At 69.1% G+C, this 16,906-nt stretch carries 18 protein-coding genes; 17 read left to right on the top strand and 1 reads right to left on the bottom strand.

The annotated features are described in order from the left end of the window. The first annotated feature begins 37 nt into the window (after window positions 1-37). Genes yajC through secF form a run of 3 tightly spaced genes read left to right on the top strand, consistent with a single transcriptional unit; the run spans window position 38 to window position 3,174 of the window. A complete protein-coding gene (gene yajC, locus ACJMKZ_RS03315; protein ID WP_405231777.1) occupies window positions 38-367 on the top strand; it encodes a preprotein translocase subunit YajC in 330 nt (109 codons plus the stop codon). 57 nt (window positions 368-424) lie between these two features. Then, complete coding sequence (gene secD / locus ACJMKZ_RS03310; RefSeq protein ID WP_405231776.1) at window positions 425-2,236, top strand: protein translocase subunit SecD; 1,812 nt, start codon at window positions 425-427, stop codon at window positions 2,234-2,236. Further along, window positions 2,233-3,174: a protein translocase subunit SecF gene (gene secF, locus ACJMKZ_RS03305; RefSeq protein WP_405231775.1), complete on the top strand. Its 942-nt coding sequence runs from the start codon at window positions 2,233-2,235 to the stop codon at window positions 3,172-3,174. The genes secD and secF overlap by 4 nt, the downstream gene beginning before the upstream one ends. 43 nt (window positions 3,175-3,217) lie before the next feature. On the opposite strand, the gene ACJMKZ_RS03300 is transcribed toward secF, so the two are convergent. After that, a complete protein-coding gene (locus ACJMKZ_RS03300; RefSeq protein WP_405231774.1) occupies window positions 3,218-4,015 on the bottom strand; it encodes an inositol monophosphatase family protein in 798 nt (265 codons plus the stop codon). 153 nt (window positions 4,016-4,168) lie between these two features. Between ACJMKZ_RS03300 and ACJMKZ_RS03295 the strand changes: the two genes are divergently transcribed. From ACJMKZ_RS03295 to metX, 14 genes are all read left to right on the top strand, one after another. Continuing rightward, entirely contained in the window at window positions 4,169-4,906 is a 738-nt protein-coding gene (locus tag ACJMKZ_RS03295; RefSeq protein WP_405231773.1) for an RNA methyltransferase, read from the top strand. Beyond that, window positions 4,899-6,083, top strand: coding sequence for an aminotransferase class V-fold PLP-dependent enzyme (locus ACJMKZ_RS03290; protein ID WP_405231772.1), 1,185 nt, complete (start codon window positions 4,899-4,901; stop codon window positions 6,081-6,083). The genes ACJMKZ_RS03295 and ACJMKZ_RS03290 overlap by 8 nt, the downstream gene beginning before the upstream one ends. Next, the gene (locus ACJMKZ_RS03285) at window positions 6,080-6,481 is read left to right on the top strand and encodes a hypothetical protein (protein WP_405231771.1); all 402 of its coding nucleotides are present in this window, start codon (window positions 6,080-6,082) and stop codon (window positions 6,479-6,481) included. The genes ACJMKZ_RS03290 and ACJMKZ_RS03285 overlap by 4 nt, the downstream gene beginning before the upstream one ends. A 54-nt stretch (window positions 6,482-6,535) precedes the next feature. After that, the gene (iscA, locus tag ACJMKZ_RS03280) at window positions 6,536-6,859 is read left to right on the top strand and encodes an iron-sulfur cluster assembly protein IscA (RefSeq protein ID WP_405231770.1); all 324 of its coding nucleotides are present in this window, start codon (window positions 6,536-6,538) and stop codon (window positions 6,857-6,859) included. 123 nt (window positions 6,860-6,982) lie between these two features. Next, window positions 6,983-7,414, top strand: a complete 432-nt coding sequence (gene ndk / locus ACJMKZ_RS03275) for a nucleoside-diphosphate kinase (RefSeq protein WP_405231769.1) — start codon at window positions 6,983-6,985, stop codon at window positions 7,412-7,414. A 21-nt stretch (window positions 7,415-7,435) separates the two neighbouring features. Next, entirely contained in the window at window positions 7,436-8,548 is a 1,113-nt protein-coding gene (gene rlmN, locus ACJMKZ_RS03270; RefSeq protein ID WP_405231768.1) for a 23S rRNA (adenine(2503)-C(2))-methyltransferase RlmN, read from the top strand. A gap of 5 nt (window positions 8,549-8,553) precedes the next feature. After that, complete coding sequence (gene pilW / locus ACJMKZ_RS03265; RefSeq protein WP_405231767.1) at window positions 8,554-9,339, top strand: type IV pilus biogenesis/stability protein PilW; 786 nt, start codon at window positions 8,554-8,556, stop codon at window positions 9,337-9,339. Continuing rightward, window positions 9,329-10,318 (top strand): helix-turn-helix domain-containing protein, encoded by a 990-nt coding sequence (locus ACJMKZ_RS03260; protein ID WP_405231766.1) that lies wholly within the window; start codon window positions 9,329-9,331, stop codon window positions 10,316-10,318. The genes pilW and ACJMKZ_RS03260 overlap by 11 nt, the downstream gene beginning before the upstream one ends. 25 nt (window positions 10,319-10,343) lie before the next feature. Beyond that, window positions 10,344-11,645: a histidine--tRNA ligase gene (hisS, locus tag ACJMKZ_RS03255; RefSeq protein ID WP_405231765.1), complete on the top strand. Its 1,302-nt coding sequence runs from the start codon at window positions 10,344-10,346 to the stop codon at window positions 11,643-11,645. Window positions 11,646-11,694: 49 nt separating this feature from the next. Further along, on the top strand, window positions 11,695-12,369 hold the full coding sequence (locus tag ACJMKZ_RS03250) for a YfgM family protein (protein WP_405231764.1): 675 nt from the start codon (window positions 11,695-11,697) through the stop codon (window positions 12,367-12,369). After that, window positions 12,366-13,562: an outer membrane protein assembly factor BamB gene (gene bamB / locus ACJMKZ_RS03245; protein WP_405231763.1), complete on the top strand. Its 1,197-nt coding sequence runs from the start codon at window positions 12,366-12,368 to the stop codon at window positions 13,560-13,562. The genes ACJMKZ_RS03250 and bamB overlap by 4 nt, the downstream gene beginning before the upstream one ends. Before the next feature lie 47 nt (window positions 13,563-13,609). Then, complete coding sequence (gene der, locus ACJMKZ_RS03240; protein WP_405231762.1) at window positions 13,610-14,989, top strand: ribosome biogenesis GTPase Der; 1,380 nt, start codon at window positions 13,610-13,612, stop codon at window positions 14,987-14,989. Window positions 14,990-15,031: 42 nt separating this feature from the next. Beyond that, window positions 15,032-15,574: a DUF937 domain-containing protein gene (locus ACJMKZ_RS03235; RefSeq protein ID WP_405231761.1), complete on the top strand. Its 543-nt coding sequence runs from the start codon at window positions 15,032-15,034 to the stop codon at window positions 15,572-15,574. A gap of 59 nt (window positions 15,575-15,633) precedes the next feature. Then, entirely contained in the window at window positions 15,634-16,758 is a 1,125-nt protein-coding gene (gene metX / locus ACJMKZ_RS03230) for a homoserine O-acetyltransferase MetX (protein WP_405231760.1), read from the top strand. Window positions 16,759-16,906: the final 148 nt, after the last annotated feature.

The following is a 16,906-nucleotide window of genomic DNA, read 5'->3' as shown; positions in this document are numbered from 1 at the left end:
TAATAGCGCGCCGTATCCCCGCTAAGACGGTGTCATTATGGATTTCCTGATCGAGAGTGCCTGGGCGCAGGGTGCGCCGGCCCAGGAGAGCCCCCTTGGGTTCCTGTTGCCGATGATCATCCTGTTCGCGGCTTTCTATTTCCTGCTCATCCGGCCGCAGCAGAAGCGCCAGAAGCAGCACCGGGAGATGGTCTCCCAGCTGTCCGCCGGCGACGAGGTGGTGACCGCCGGCGGCATCCTCGGCAAGATCACGTCGGTGAGCGATCAGTTCCTGACGATCCAGGTCGCAGACGGCGTCGAGCTGAAGATACAGCGTCAGACCATCAGCGCCGTGCTCCCCAAGGGCACGGTGGAGAGCGCCGGCTGATCGTCGGACGATCGCCGGCTCCATCCTTCCAAGACTTTCAAGGCCCTCTGGTCCGCCATGAATCGATATCCCGCGTGGATGTATGCCCTCGTTATCGGCATCGTCGTCATCGGGGCGCTGCTCGCCCTGCCGAACGCCTTCGGCACGGTGCCGGCCCTGCAGGTGGCGCGTACCGACGCAGAGCCCCTGGATGCCTCCATGGTGGAGCGCTTCCGCGACATCCTCGTCGAGGAGGAGCTCACGCCCGAGGCTGCCTACCTGGACGACGGCCGCGTGGTGATGCGTTTCGACCGCGTCGAGCGTCAGCTGCAGGCGAGCGACGCGCTGCGCGAGGCCGTCGGCGACGACTACGCCGTGGCGCTGACGCTGGCTTCCCGCTCGCCGGCCTGGGTGCGGGATCTGGGGCTGGAACCCATGAGCCTCGGCCTCGATCTGCGCGGCGGCGTCTACTTCCTCTACGAAGTGGACATGGAGGCCGCCATCCGCAAGCGGCTCGAGATGTACGTGGAGGACTTCGAGACCCGGCTGACCGAGGCCGGGATCTCCCGCCGGGTGCGCGTGGAGGACGACAGGGTGCGCGTGCAGGTGCGTGATGCCGAGGATCTCGCCGAGGCACGCCGGATCATTCGCAACGCGGATCAGGATCTGAACATCGCCGACGGCGGCGACGGCAAGTCACTGCTGGTCACGATGACCGAGCAGCAGATCCGCGAGCGCCAGAACTTCGCCATCGAGCAGAACACCACCACGCTCAGGAACCGGGTGAACGCGCTCGGCGTGGCCGAACCGCTGGTGCAGCGCCAGGGCGTCGACCGCATCGTCGTCCAGCTGCCGGGCATCCAGGACCCGGCGCGGGCCGACGCCATCCTCGGCGCCACGGCGACGCTGGAATTCCGCCTGGTGGACGAGGACTGCTCGGGCCTGGGCTCGCAGCGCTATCCCTTCCGCGACGGGCCCGATACCTGCCTGAAGCGCGAGGTCATCGCCTCGGGCGACCAGATCGTGGATGCGAGTTCCGGTTTCTCCCAGGACGGCGGGCCCGCGGTGTTCATCCGCCTGGACGCCGCCGGCGGCGACCGAATGCTGAAGACCACGCGCGCCAACATCGACAAGCCCATGGCGGTGTTGTTCATCGAGACCACCCGGGACGTGGTCGAGCGCAACGGCGACATCGAATACGTGACCCAGCGCTCCGAGGAGATCATCAACGTCGCCACTATCCGCGGCGTGTTCCGGAACGAGTTCCAGATCACCGGGCTGAACCCGGCCGAGGCGCGGGACCTGGCGCTGCTCCTGCGCGCCGGTTCGCTGGCGGCGCCCGTCTTCAAGGTGGAGGAGCGCACCATCGGCCCGAGCCTGGGCCAGGAGAACATCGACCGCGGCTTCATGGCCGTGACCATCGGCTTCCTCGCGGTGGTGCTGTTCATGGCCGTGTACTATCGGTCCTTCGGCCTCATCGCCAATGTGGCGCTGTTTACCAACCTTGTGCTGATCGTCGCGCTGCTGTCGCTGTTCCAGGCGTCGCTGACGCTGCCGGGCATCGCCGGTATCGTGCTGACGGTGGGCATGGCCGTGGATGCCAACGTGCTCATTTTCGAGCGAATACGCGAGGAGGTCGCCAACGGTAATTCGCCCCAGGCGGCGATCCATGCCGGCTACGAGAAGGCATTCTCCTCGATCGCCGACGCCCAGATCACGACGCTGATCGCGGCCATCGTGCTGTTCACCTTCGGCACGGGCCCCATCAAGGGCTTCGCCATCACGCTCACCTTCGGGATCATTACCTCCATGTTCACCGCCATCATCGGGACCCGGGCTGTGGTCAATGCGGTCTACGGTTCCCGGCGGATCCAGACGGTGCCGGTATGAGCCTCAAGCTGCTGCCAGACAATACCCACATCGACTTCATGGGCCGGCGCTGGCCGGCGATCATCCTGTCGCTGGTGCTCATCGCCGTCTCGGTCGGCTCGCTGGCCGTGCAGCGCCTGAACTTCGGCATCGACTTCACGGGCGGCATCCTGCTGGAGCTCGGCTATCCCGAGGCCGCCGATCTCGAGCGCATCCGCGGGGTGCTGACCGAGGCGGACTTCCCCGAGGCCGAGGTGACCAACTTCGGCACGGCGCGTGACGTGCTCGTGCGTCTGCCGCCGCGCGAAGGCGTGAGCGGTACCGAGGTGCGGGAGGACCTGCGCGACGTGCTGCAGGCCGACGAGCCGGACGTGGAGCTGAGGCGCGTGGACTTCGTCGGCCCCCAGGTGGGCGAGGAACTCACCGAGAAGGGCGGGCTGGCCATGATCTTCACGCTGATCATGATCTTCGCCTACGTCATGTTCCGCTTCCAGTGGCGTTTCGCGGCCGGCGCCGTCGCGGCACTGGCTCACGATGTCATCATCACGCTCGGTTTCTTCTCGCTGTTCCAGCTGCCCTTCGACCTGTCGGTGCTGGCGGCCATCCTGGCGGTGATCGGCTACTCGCTGAACGATACCGTGGTGGTGTTCGACCGGATCCGGGAGAACTTCCTGAAGCTGCGCGGCCTCGAGCCGGTCGACGTCATGAACACCTCGATCAACCAGATGCTCGGGCGCACCATCATCACCGGCCTGACGACGCTGCTGGTGCTGGTGGCGCTGTTGGTGCTGGGCGGCGAGGCGATCGGGCCGTTCTCGGTGGCGCTGATCGTCGGCATCATCATCGGTACGTATTCGTCCATCTACACGGCGAGCGCCACCGCGCTGGAACTGGGCGTCAGCGCCCAGGACCTGCTGCCGCCGGAGAAGGACCCCGAAGAAGTCGACGACCTGCCCTGACCGGTCTCCGTCCCGGCGGGACTTTCGCGACGCCGGCGGGTCTCTAGGCGAGGATGCCGTCGAGGTGGGGAGCGGTCAGCCGGGCGAGCGCCGCGTAGATCTTCGGGCTGCCGGCGAGCACGTGGCCGGTCTCCATGAAACCCTCGCTGCCGTCCAGGCCGCTGATGATACCGCCCGCCTCGCGTATGAGCAGCGCGCCGGCGGCGAGATCCCACGGCTTGAGTCCCGTCTCCCAGAACCCGTCCAGCCGACCGGCGGCCACGTAGGCCAGGTCGAGGGCGGCGGCGCCGGGCCGGCGCACGCCGGCGGCATTGCGGATGACGTCCTTCAGGAGCGCCATGTAGGGGTCGAGCCCGGCGGTGCCCCGCCGGTACGGGAAGCCGGTGCCGATCAGGGCGTCGGCCAGGTCGCGGCGGTTCGCCACGCGGATGCGGCGCCCGTCCAGCTGCGCGCCCTCGCCGCGGGACGCGGTGAACATCTCCTGGCGTAGCGGGTCGTAGATGACACCGTGCTCCAGCCGGCCGCGGATCTGCAGGCCCACCGAGACGCAGAATACCGGGAAGCCGTGCAGGAAGTTGGTGGTGCCGTCCAGCGGGTCGATGATCCAGACGTGATCCGAATCCCCCTGCGAGCCGCCTTCCTCGGCCAGGATCGCGTGGTCCGGGTAGTGGCTCAGGATGGTATCGACGATGACCGCCTCGGCCTGCCGGTCGGCCTCGCTGACGTAGTCGTTGCGGCCCTTTGTCTCCACCTTCAGCCGGTCGAGCTGTTTCAGTTGGCGTAGCAGCATGTCGCCGCCCTTGCGTGCCGCCATGGCGGCGATGTTGGCGAGTGGTTGCATGCGCGATACGTATCCGGTGGTGGGGTGTGTGGGTGCGGGCGGTAGAATACCAGACCGGATGGTGAGCGAGACGGCCAGGTGGAGATGACCTGTGGAGACGAGCGAGAAGAGATGAGCAAGGGCAGATGAGCAAGGGCAGATGAGCAAGGGCAGATGAGCGACGGCGAGACGGCGATCCGCATCGTACTGGTGGGCACGACCCACCCGGGCAACATCGGCGCCACGGCGCGGGCCATGAAGAACATGGGCCTCGGCGACCTCGTGCTGGTGGCCCCACGCAGTTTCCCCCACGAGGAGGCCACGGCCCGGGCGTCCGGGGCGGAGGACGTGCTCGCGGCGGCGCGCGTGGTCGACACGCTGGAGGCCGCCGTCGCCGACTGTGTGTGGGTGGCCGGCGCCAGCGCGCGCCAGCGCAGCATCGCCTGGCCGGAGCTGAGCGCCCGGGAGGCGGCGGAGAAGGCCATGGCCGAATCCGCGTCCGGGCCGGTCGCGCTGGTGTTCGGTCCGGAGAAATCCGGACTGAGCAACGAGGACCTGGCCCGCTGCCAGGCACTGCTCTACATCCCCACGGCGCCGGAGTTCAGTTCGCTGAACCTGGCCATGGCGGTGCAGGTGGTGACCTACGAGGTGCAGATGCAGCGCGAGGCGGGCCGCGAGCCGCCGGCACGCGAGGTGCGGCCCGCGACGGCCGGCGAGATGGAGAACTTCTACCGCCATCTGGAAGAGCTGCTGCTCGCCGCCCGCTTCCTCGACCCGGACAATCCCCGGCACCTGATGAAGCGCCTGCGGCGGCTGTTCGCCCGCGCCGAGCCGGACATGAACGAGATCAACATCCTGCGGGGCATACTGGCCTCGCTGGCGCCCGCCGAGCGGAGACGCGACCATGAATGACGCCCGCCCCATCTACCTGGACTACGCGGCCACCACGCCGGTGGACGACGCGGTGGCCGCGGCCATGGCAAGCTGCCTCGGCCGGGACGGCGTGTACGGCAACGCGGCGTCACTGATGCACGAACCCGGCCGCCGCGCCGCCGCCGCCGTGGACGCCGCGCGCGCGGAACTCGCCGCGCTGATCGGCGCCCGCCCCGGAGAACTGGTCTTCACCTCCGGCGCGACCGAGGCGGACAATCTCGCCGTCATCGGCGCGGCGCGGTATTTCGCCGACCGTGGCCGGCACCTCGTGACCACGCGCATCGAACACAAGGCGGTGCTGGATGCCGCCCGCCGCCTCGAGCGGGAGGGCTGGGAGGTGACCTGGCTCGAGCCCGACGCCGAGGGTCGCATCGACCCGGCTTCGGTCGGTACGGCGCTCCGGGACGACACCGTGCTAGCGGCGGTGATGTGGGTGAACAACGAGACCGGCGTGGTGAACGACGTCGAGACCATCGGCCGCCTGTGCCGCGAGCGGGGCGTGCTGTTCCACGTGGACGCCGCGCAGGCGGTCGGCAAACTGCCCATCGATCTCGCGCGCCTGCCCGCCGACTTCCTCGCTCTCACGGCCCACAAGTTCTACGGACCGAAGGGAGTGGGGGCGCTGTATATCGCGGATCGTCCCGGTGTGCAGGTGCAGCCGCTCCTGCACGGCGGCGGCCAGGAACGGGGGCTGCGGCCGGGCACGCTGCCCGTGCACCAGATCGTCGGGCTCGGCGCCGCGGCGGCGCGGGCACGCGAGGAGCTGCCCGCGGAACGGGTGCGGCTGACGGCACTCCGGGATCGGCTGAGCGCGGGCCTCACCGCGGTGGACGGCGTCCTCGTCAACGGCGGCGGTGCCGAGCGGATCCCGGGCATCGTCAACGTGAGCGTGGCGGGCGTGGACGGGGAGAGCCTGTTCGCATCGCTGGAACCGCTCGCGGTGGCGTCCGGCTCGGCGTGCAATACCACCTCGGGCGAGCCTTCCTACGTGTTGCGTGCGCTGGGCCGCGACGACCGCCTGGCCGGCGCGTCGGTGCGTTTCAGCCTGGGCCGTTACACGACGGAGGAGGAAGTGGACCGGGCGGTCGACATTTTCACCGCCGCCGTGGGCCGTCTGCGGCGCATCGCCGCGCCGCTCGGAGGCCGCGCGGCTTGAATTACGGCGCCGAAGTCCTCACCCTTTTCCGTGAGGCTGCCCACGCCGGGCAGGTGGAGGGTGGCGCCAGCGGCCGTGCCCGGGGGCGTACCGGCGGTGTGGAGGTCGTTTTCAGCGCCGGGGTCGCGGGCGGTAGAATAGCCCGCATGCGCTATGGCGCGATCGGCTGTCCGTGGGTCATCGCGGCGTGCGAATGGGCCTGCCGCCAGGCCGAGGGCGGTCCGACAGCCGGTCTGTCCACGCTGACCGCGGCCGCGATGGCCGGAGCGCTGGCGGCACCCGCGGAGAAAACGGGCAGTCTGCTGGTCGTAGAGGATGCGCTGGCCGAACTCGGCCGGACGCTGGCGGCGGCGGCAGACTCCGACCATCGACAAAAGGATCGACAAATGGATCGATGAATGGATCGATGAGACGACGGATCAATTGGCGAGCATAGTTGAGCGAGAACGCATATGGCCATCTCACTGACACAATCGGCAGCGGACAGGGTGAAAAACCACATCGGCACTCGTGGCAAGGGGGTGGGCCTGCGCCTGGGTGTGAAGAAGACGGGCTGTTCCGGGTTCGCCTACGTCATCGACTACGCGGACGAGGTCGCGGACAGTGATCACGTCTTCGAGGATCACGGCGTCAAGATCGTCGTGGACGGCGACAGCCTGTCCTACATCGACGGCACGGAAGTGGACTTCGTCAAGCAGGGGCTGAACGAGGCGTTCAAGTTCCGCAACCCGAACGTGAAGGGCGAGTGCGGCTGCGGCGAGAGCTTCAACGTCTGAAAGCGTTGCCGAGCCCGGCTAAACCGAGTAAAATTAATAGCTTATGCTCCCGACCCGCATGCGGGTCGGGAGTTTTTCGTACCCCCGACAAGTACCCTCTGACAAGGCAACGAAGGAAAGACCATGGCTCGTGAGCGCACGCTCTCCATCATCAAGCCCGATGGCGTGGAGAAGAACATCATCGGAGAGATCTATCGCCGGTTCGAGAATGCCGGCCTCAGCATCGTCGCCGCGCGTATGCTGCATCTGACGAAGGATCAGGCCGAAGGCTTCTACGCCGTCCACAAGGAGCGTCCCTTCTTCCCGGACCTGGTGTCCTACATGACCTCCGGGCCGGTGATGGTGCAGGTGCTGGAGGGCGACAACGCCGTCGCGCTCAACCGTGACCTCATGGGGGCCACCAACCCGGCGGACGCCGACGAGGGCACCATCCGCGCCGACTTCGCGAAGAGCATCGAGGAGAACGTGGTGCACGGCTCCGATGCGGCGGAGACGGCGGCTCAGGAGATCGCCTTCTTCTTCCCGGACGGCGTCTGCGAGCGCACGCGCGGCTGATCGCCGCGCGAAGGCCGGATCATGAACACCCCCGCGGAAAGACAGGAACTGCTCGGGCTGTCCCGGGACGAGCTGGAGGGCTTCTTCGCCGGTCTCGGCGAGAAGCCGTTCCGCGCCCGCCAGCTGCTGCAGTGGCTGCACCGCCGGGGTATCACCGACTTCGGCGAGATGACCGACCTGGCGAAGTCCCTGCGCTCTGCGCTGGGGCTCACCGCCTCGGTCTCGCTGCCGCGGGTCATCTCCCGGCACCAGTCCGCGGACGGCACCGTGAAATGGCTGACGGCGGCCGGCGGGGGGCAGGCGGTGGAAACCGTTTTCATACCCGAGCCGGACCGGGGCACGCTGTGCATCTCCTCGCAGGTGGGCTGCGCGCTGGACTGCGCCTTCTGCGCCACGGCGAAGCAGGGCTTCAACCGTAATCTCACGGCGGCGGAGATCATCGGCCAGGTCTGGCTGGCGCAGCGGGAACTCGAACCGCGGCCGAACGGCGATCCGGCCGTGACCAACGTCGTCTTCATGGGCATGGGCGAGCCGCTGGCCAATTACCGCAACGTGGTGACGGCGCTGCGGCTGCTGATCGACGATTATGCCTACGGGCTGTCCCGCCGCCGGGTCACCGTGAGCACCTCCGGCCTGGTGCCCCAGATGCGCCGGCTCGGGGAAGAGTGCAACGTCTCCCTCGCCGTCTCGCTGCATGCGCCGGACGACGAGCTCAGGAACCGCCTCGTGCCCATCAACAAGATGCATCCCATCGCCGAGCTGCTCGACGCCTGCTGGGACTACGCCGCGGCTCGCAGCAACCGGCACATCACCTTCGAGTATGTGATGCTGGACGGCGTGAACGACTCGCCGGCCCATGCGGACCGGCTGGCCAGACTCCTGCGCGGCCGGCCGGCGAAGGTGAACCTGATCCCCTTCAATCCGTTCCCGGGCATCGAGTTCCGCCGCTCGCCGCCCCAGGTCATCGACGACTTCCGCGACCGTCTGCGCGGCCGCGGCATCGTCGCCACGGTGCGCCGTACCCGCGGTGACGACATCGACGCCGCCTGCGGCCAGCTGGCCGGCCAGGTAACCGACCGGGTGCGTATCCGGCTGAGCGAAAAGCCCGTGCGACGGGCGCTTTCCGGAGGATGACGCGGATGAGGTTAGTGGCGTTGCGGCAGACCCTGCCGAAGACTTTTCTGATCGCGGCGGCGCTGGCGCTCGCCGGCTGCGTCACGACCGACACCGGCAAGCCCCGCTCCGAAGGCTCGCCCGAAGAGGCGGCGCGCATCAACTACGAGCTGGGCGCCGAGTACATCCGCCAGGGCAACCTGGAACTCGCGCGCGAGCGGCTCGAGCGGGCCGTCTCCCAGGATCCGGACCTTGCGCTGGCCCGCTCCACGCTCGCGCTGGTCTACGACCGCCAGGGCGACATCGAACTGGCCGACGAACAGTACCGCAGAGCGGTGCGGCTCGCGCCGAACGACGCCAGCGTGCAGAACACCTACGCCGTGTTTCTGTGCAAGCGCCAGCGTTACGACGAGGCCATGGACTATTTCGCCCGTGCCGCGTCGAACTCCCGTTACGGCACGCCGGAGGCGGCGCTCACCAATGCCGGCGTCTGTCTCATGCAGAAGCCGGACTACGTGCAGGCGGAGCAGTTCTTCCGCCGCGCGCTGCAGCGCAACCCGGCCTACAGCGAGGCCCTGCTGCAGATGGCGGCGCTGAGCGTCGACCGGGGCAATTTCCTGCGCGCCCGGGCGTTCGTGCAGCGCTATCTCGCGCAGCATCCGGCCGCGCCGGAGATCCTTTGGATCGGCGTGCAGGCCGAGCGCGCGCTCGGCGACCGCGAGGCGGCGACCCGGCACGCCGCGGCCCTGCGGGAGAAATTCCCTTCTTCGGCGGAGACCCTCCGGCTGAACGAGGAGTCCGATGACTCGTGACGACATGAGCGAGGACGAGACGGGCCAGGACGAGACGGGCCAGGAGGAGTCGCGCGAGGAAGAGGAGGTCGACGGCCGCACGCAGGCGCCCGCTACCCGAGGACCGCAGGCCGGCGCGCGGCTGAAGGCGGCCCGGCAGGCCCGCAACATCTCCCTCGACGAGATCGCCCGGGAACTTCACCTGGACGCGGACAAGCTGCGAGCCCTCGAGTCCAATCGCTTCGAAGTGTTCAGTGCCCCGGTGTTCACCAAGGGATATCTGCGCCGCTACGCCGGCCTGGTCGGCGTCTCCGAGGATGAGGTGCTGGCCGGCTTCGACGAACTCAGCGACGCCGCCGGGCCGCCGCCGGTGGTCATCAAGTCTCCCCCGGCGCGTCCACGCTACGTGCCGTCCCTGCAGGCGGTCCTGCTCGTGCTGCTGGCCGCCCTTCTGGGCCTGCTCGGCTGGTGGGCTTTCAGCGGGGCCGTGCTGAAGCCGGTGCCGGAGGTGGCCGGCGACGGCGCGGCTGAGCCCTTGCTGCCCGCCCGCGGGAAAGACGTGCCCGCCGGCGCCGCTGCCACGACGGCGGGCGCTGCGCCCTCGCAGCCGGCCGAAGCGGCGATCGCGACGACCAACGAAGAGGCCGACGACAGCGCCGCCGACGCGGCGTCTGCGACGGTCGAACCGACACCGGCGCCGGTGGCTCGCGCTGCCGATGCCGTCGATGCGGATCGCGGGTCGCCGCAGTCCGCCCCGCTGTCCCTGACGCTGAGCTTCAGCGACGAATGCTGGCTGCAGGTGACCGACGGCGACGGCGAGCGGCTCTACGCCGGTATCGCCCGGGGCGGCCAGGTGCGGCGTTTCAGCGCGGTTCCCCCGGTATCCCTCGTCCTCGGCAACGCGGACGCGGCGAGCATCGAGGTGGACGGCGAACCCTATCCCATCGACCCGGCGGACCGGCGGGGCCGCACGGCACGGATTACGGTGCCGGGCTCGTGAGCGGCCCGGCCTGCGGAAGGAACCCATGAGCGCCAAGGTACGGCCGATCCGGGGCATGAACGACGTACTGCCGCCGGACACCGGCCGCTGGCAGCATCTGGAAGACACGGTGCGCGACGTGCTGGAGTCCTACGGCTACCGACAGATGCGTCTGCCGCTGCTCGAATACACCGAGCTGTTCCGCCGCTCCATCGGCGAGGTCACGGACATCGTCGAGAAGGAGATGTACACCTTCGAGGACCGCAACGGCGACAGCCTCACCCTGCGTCCGGAGGCAACGGCGGGCGTCGTGCGCGCGGCCATCAGCAACGGGCTGCTGCACAACCAGCGCCACCGCCTGTGGACCGCGGGGCCCATGTTCCGCTACGAGCGTCCGCAGAAAGGGCGCTACCGGCAGTTCCACCAGATCGATGTCGAAGCGCTGGGCTATCCCGGGCCTGACATCGATGCCGAGATGATCCTGATGTCCGCGCGGCTCTGGCGGCGGCTCGGCATCCGCCGGATCCGGCTGGAGATCAACTCGCTGGGCACGCCGGCCTCGCGGCAGCATTATCGGGAGGTGCTGGTCGAGTACTTCCGGGCGCACCGTGACCGGCTGGACGAGGACAGTATCCGCCGTCTGGATACCAACCCGATGCGCATCCTGGACAGCAAGAACGCGGACATGCAGGACATCGTGGCCGGCGCGCCGGACATCACCGAGCACCTGGACGGGGAGTCCGCGGCGCACTTCGCGGAGCTGCAGCGCATCCTCTCGGCCGCCGGCGTCGACTACACGGTGAACCCCCGACTGGTTCGCGGCCTGGACTACTACACGCGCACCGTCTTCGAGTGGGTGACCGATGCTCTCGGCGCCCAGGGAGCGGTGTGCTCCGGCGGTCGTTACGACGGCCTGGTCGAGCACCTGGGCGGCGCTCCCACGCCGGCCATCGGCTGGGCGCTCGGCATGGAGCGGCTGGTGGCCCTGTTCGAGGAGGAGGGCGGCGCGGAACCCGACGGCGCGCCGGCCGTGTACGTGGTGGCCGTGGGCGAGACGGCCGCGGCCACGGCCTTCGCGCTGGCCGAGCGGCTGCGCGACGGCCTGCCGGGGCAGGCTGTCGAGGTCAATGCCGGCGGCGGCAGCTTCAAGTCGCAGCTGAAACGCGCCGACCGCAGCGGGGCGCGCTACGCGATCGTCCTGGGCGAGAACGAGATCGCCGCCGGCGAGGCGGGCCTGAAGCCGCTGCGGACCGACGAAGCCCAGGAGAGCATCGCTGTCGGCGAGCTGGCGGCGGTACTCGCGGAGAGGCTGGCCGTCGACGGGACGCGGCAAGGTCATAAGGTTTAGAATGTCGGCCCCCCCGCGGCCGGCACTCAACGAGAAAGGGTCAGAGACATTGAACGATCTATCGGAGAAGGAAACCGTCGAAGCGATCCGTAACTGGTGGCAGGAAAACGGCAAATTCATCATCGCCGGCATCGTGCTCGGTGTGGGCGGTCTGGTCGGCTGGAATCAGTGGCAGGCACACCAGGCCGAGGAGGCGGAATCCGCCTCTGCGGTGTTCGAGAAGCTCGTCGCCGCGGTGGAGAACGGCAGCGAGTACGACGCGAAGGCCCATGCGGCCACCCTCGCCGAGCAGTATGCCTCCACGCCCTACGCGCTGCAGGCGCATCTCGCCATGGCGAAGTTCTACATGGGCCAGGGGGAGAGCGAGCAGGCCGCGGCCGAGCTGCGCACCCTCGTGCAGGACGGCGAGCCGCCCATCAGCCTGATCGCACGCCACCGCCTGGCGCGGGTGCTGCTGTACCAGGACAAGCCGCAGGAGGCGCTCGCGGTGCTGGACGTCCCGGATGCGGGCGCGTTCCGGCCCCGCTTCCTCGAGCTTCGGGGCGATGCGCAGTTCGCCCTCGGGCGGATCGGGGACGCGCGGGAGTCCTGGACGGCGGCGATCGCCGAGCCGGGTGACCCGCCGCTGATCGACATGCGGCTCGTGCAGATGAAGCTGGACGAGCTGGGTGCGCCCGCGGTGGCCGAGGCCGGAAGCGGGACGCCGGAGGGAGGCGCACCGTGAGGGCTGCGCCCGCACCCCAGTCGACCGGGAGCGTATCGACGCGAGTAGCGACCATAGCCGCTGCGCTGCTGCTCGGCGGCTGCGGCATATTCGGCGGCGGCGACGAGGCCGTCGCGCCGCCCGCGGAACTGGTGGACTTCCGGCCCACGCTGGACGTGCGCCGGGTGCTCTCCGTCGGTCTCGGCGATGGCGCCGAGGATCTGCGGCTGGCGCTTGCGCCGGCCGGCGACGGCACGCGCGTCTTTGCGGCCAGCCGGGACGGCCGGGTGCACGCCTTCGAGGGCGAGAGCTCGGACAGGCTGTGGGAGACACGGCTCGAGGTTCAGCTCTCCGCCGGGCCCGGCGTCGGCGACGGACGGGTGGTGGTCGCCGGCAGCGACGGCGACGTCATCGCCCTGGCGGCCGGCGACGGTCGCGAGCTCTGGCGCGTGCGCATCGCCGGCGAGGTACTCGCACGCCCGGCCGTGGGCGGCAACCGGGTCGTCCTGCGCACTGCCGACGGACGGTTGCTCGCGCTGGCCGGCGACGACGGCGGGCAGCTCTGGCAGCTGGAACAAAGCGTGCCGCCGCTGACCCTGCGCGGTACCTCCGCGCCGGTGCTGGTGGCCGACGCCGTCGTCTGCGGTTTCGACAACGGCCGCCTGCTGGCGGCCTCCCTGCTGGACGGCGAGGTGCTGTGGGAGCAGACCATCACGCCGCCCCAGGGCAGCACCGATCTGGACCGGCTGGTGGACATCGACGGCGCGGTCGCGGCCATCGGCCAGGACATCTACGTGGCCGGCTACCAAGGCCGGGTGGCGGCGCTGGCGCTCGAGTCCGGCTCCGCCCTGTGGTCACGCGAGCTCTCAAGCTACTCCGGCCTCGGCGTGGACTTCACCAGCGTCTACCTGGTGACCGACGAGAGCGAGGTGGTGGCCCTGTCGCGCGCCAACGGCACCGAGTACTGGCGCCAGGACGCGCTGCTGCGCCGCGGGCTGTCCACGCCGGCGGCCATGGCCGGCTCGGTGGTGGTGGGCGATTTCGAGGGCTATCTCCACTGGCTGGACGCGCGCTCCGGCGAGATGCAGGCCCGCGAGCGGGTGGACAACTCCCGCATCAGCGGCGATCTCTACGTCCAGGACGGCCGCATCTACGCCCAGACGGAGAGTGGCCGCCTGGTCGGCTTCGCGCTGCCGGACGGCGGCGGGGAATAAGGGGCCGCCGCCGGCCCGGGTGACGCCAGGGACGCCGGTATCACATCATGCTGCCCGTTATCGCACTCGTCGGACGCCCCAACGTCGGCAAATCCACGCTGTTCAACCGGCTGACCAAGTCCCGTGACGCGCTGGTGGCCGACTTCCCGGGGCTCACCCGGGACCGCCAGTACGGCTTCGGCAAACTCGGCCCCGTCCCCTACATCGTCATAGATACCGGCGGCCTGGCCGGTGCCCGCGAGGGCATCGACGAACTCATGGAGCAGCAGACCCTGAAGGCGCTGGAAGAGGCGGACCGGGTCGTCTTCCTGGTGGACGCCCGCGAGGGCCTCACCGCCGCCGATGAGCACGTGGCGGACCTGGTGCGCCGCCGGGACGTGCCGGTGACCATCGCCGTGAACAAGGGCGAGGGGCTCGCCAGCGACATGGCGGCGAGCGAGTTCCACGCCCTGGGTCTGGGCGATCCCGTCGTGATATCGGCGGCCCACGGCGACCGGGTGTCGGCCATGATGGATGCCATCCTCGCGGGCTTCGAGCCCGAGCCGGCCGAGGCGCCGGCCGACAGCGTCGCAGTCGCGGTGATCGGTCGGCCCAACGTGGGCAAGTCCACGCTCATCAACCGGCTGCTGGGCGAGGAGCGCCTGGTTACCTTCGACCAGCCGGGTACCACCCGGGACAGCGTGCGGGTGCCCTTCAGCCGAGACGGCAGGGACTACACGCTCATCGACACCGCGGGCGTCCGACGCCGTGCCCGGGTGCACGAGTCCATCGAGAAATTCAGCATCGTCAAGGCGCTGCAGGCCATGGAAGAGGCGGCCGTGGTCATCGCCGTGGTCGACGCCCGCGAGGGCATCACCGAGCAGGACGTCTCCCTGATGGGGCTGGCGGTGGAGCGCGGGCGCGCCATTATCGTCGCCATCAACAAGTGGGACGGGCTCGCCGGAGACCGGCGTCGCCAGATCCGCGACGAACTCGACCGGCGGCTGCCCTTCATGGATTTCGCGCCGCGCTACTTCATCTCTGCGCTGCACGGCACCGGCGTGGGCGACCTCATGGGGAGCGTCGACGCGGTTTACGCGGCGGCCTGGCGTGACCTGCCGACGCCGGACCTCACCCGCGCGCTGCAATCGGCGGTGGAGGCCCATCCGCCGCCGCTGGTCAGGGGTCGGCGCATCCGGCTGCGTTTCGCCCACCAGGGCGGGCGCAATCCGCCCGTGATCGTCATCCACGGCAATCAGACCGACCGACTGCCGGGCAGCTACAAGCGCTATCTGATCAACCACTTCCGCCAGACCTTCGGCCTGGACGGTACCCCCATACGACTCAGTCTGCGCACCGGCGACAACCCTTATAAAGGCCGTCGCAACAAACTCACGCCGCGACAGCAGCGGCACCGCAAGCGCCTGATCAAGCACGTCAAGCGCTGATCTGAGCGAAAGGACGACACCAGCCATAACAAGGACTCCGTCATGAAGATACTGCAAGACATCCTCGCAGCCCGTAACGGCGGCGCCGTGAAACAGCTGGCCGCGCAGTTCGGGCTGGACGACGCCGAAGCCGGCGCGGCGGTGGCGAAACTGCTGCCCGCGCTGACCGAAGGACTGAAGAAGAACGCGGCGGCGCCGGGCGGGGCGGAAGCCCTGCTGGCGGCCCTGAAGAACGGCTCCCACCGTCGCTATATCGAGGATCCCGCCCGGCTCGCCAGCGAAGAGACCATGCGCGACGGGGAAGGCATCCTCGGCCATCTGCTTGGCAGCAAGGACGTCAGCCGGCGGGTGGCGGCGGATGCCGCGCAGGAGACCGGCATCGACGTCGGCAAGCTGAAGCAGATGTTGCCGCTGGTCGCCGCGATGGCCATGGGCTCGCTGAGCAAGGAAGGCGCCGATGGCGGCGCGCTCCGGGAGCAGCAGGGCGGCGGACTCGGCGGACTCCTGTCCGGCATGCTGGACGGCGACCGCGACGGTTCGGTGACCGACGACCTCTTCGGCATGGCGAAAAAGTTCCTGCGCTGACGACGCGGCGGCGGAGGGCGGTAGCAAGCGTTGCCGTCACGCCGCACAATGTAGCCCTGATGGACGCACCGAAACAGGAATCGAGGCCGAGCGCCAGGAAGATCCACCGCATCGAGGGCGAGTTCCCCATGCGCCGCGGCGGCGTGCTGGCGGACCCGCAGATCGCCTACGAGATCTGGGGCAGGCTGAATGCCGCCCGCGACAATGCCGTGCTGATCTTCACGGGCCTGTCGCCCTCCGCCCACGCAACTTCATCCCGGGAGGACCCGGCGCCGGGGTGGTGGGAGGAGATGGTCGGGCCGGACCGGCCGGTGGACACCGAGCGCTACTTCGTCGTCTGCGTGAACTCGCTGGGCAGCTGCTACGGCTCCACCGGCGCGGCCTCCGTCGATCCTCTCACCGGCGAGCCCTACCGGCTGAACTTCCCCGTGCTGAGCCTGGAAGATGTCGCCCGCGGCGGCCATGCGGTGGTCGAACACCTCGGCATCGAGCGGCTGCACACGGTGATCGGCTGCAGCATGGGCGGCATGACGGCGCTCGCCTATTGCCTGCAGTACCCGGGCGCGGCGCGCCATCTCGTTTCCATCTCTTCCTGCGACCGGGCGCTGCCGTTCTCCATCGCCCTGCGCTCGCTACAGCGGGAAATGATCCGCAAGGACCCGGCCTGGAACGAGGGTAACTACGAACTGGGCAAGGGGCCGATCACCGGCATGCAGCTCGCCCGCAAGCTCGGCATGATCACCTACCGCTCCGCGAAGGAATGGGAGCAGCGCTTCGGCCGCGAACGGGTGTCGGAGGAGCATCTGTCCGGTGATCCCTTCTGCATCGACTTCTCCGTGGAGTCGTATCTGGAGAACCACGCCCGCAAGTTCACCGGCCAGTTCGACGCCAACTGCTATCTCTACCTCTCCCGGGCGAGCGACCTGTTCGATCTGGGCGACCACGGCGGCTCCCGCCGGACCGCGTTCTCTCGCATCGACATCGAGCGGGCGATGGTGATCGGCGTAGAGACCGATTTCCTGTTCCCCATACGCCAGCAGGAAGAACTGGCCGACGGCCTGCGCAAGCCGGGCCGCGACGTGGAGTTCGTGCGCCTGCACTCCCTGCAGGGCCACGACTCTTTCCTGGTGGACATGGATTCCTTCCGGCCGGTGATCTGCCGCTTCTTCGAGACCTGCAGCTAACCCCTGTAGGAGGGCCTTCAGGCCCGATCTTGCTTTCTTTTGAGCCAGGCCCGCCATCGGGTGGGTAAGGGTCGCGGGGACGCTCAGTCGGACGTCCTGTCCTCCCTCGCTTCGGCCGGGCCTCCTTCCCGCCGTCATGGCTCCAGTC

The organism is Lentisalinibacter salinarum (genome assembly GCF_040706555.1).
GTDB lineage: Bacteria > Pseudomonadota > Gammaproteobacteria > Steroidobacterales > Woeseiaceae > Lentisalinibacter > Lentisalinibacter salinarum.
This window is presented reverse-complemented; position numbering and strand designations above follow the sequence as displayed.